The following is a 254-nucleotide window of genomic DNA, read 5'->3' on the forward strand; positions in this document are numbered from 1 at the left end:
TATAAATATAAAAATCAGGAAATGGCAGACGAATCCAGGGCAAGAAAAAAAGAATTAATCCTGGAAAGGTCTGCAAAGAGTCATTGATAAAGGATTTGTCATGATTTACCTCCTTGCAGTTTGTGGAATCAGAAAACGCGCACATACCAGGCGGGCGTTATTTTCATTGCAAGCTGGATTTAATGTTGCGGTTTATATCGCATATAAAAATTAGTAAACCACGCTCCCCGGCATTCAACGCGCTGCTGCTTAAC

The 254-nt window shown here is 40.2% G+C and carries 1 pseudogene; it reads right to left on the reverse strand.

Features of this window, described 5'->3' with window-relative positions:
- Positions 1-179: 179 nt before the first annotated feature.
- Positions 180-254 (reverse strand): annotated as a pseudogene (locus RTW80_RS29995) (GNAT family N-acetyltransferase); the annotation flags it as partial.

The sequence above is a fragment of the Escherichia sp. AM3 genome (assembly GCF_032029835.1).
In the GTDB taxonomy this organism is placed as follows: domain Bacteria; phylum Pseudomonadota; class Gammaproteobacteria; order Enterobacterales; family Enterobacteriaceae; genus Escherichia; species Escherichia coli.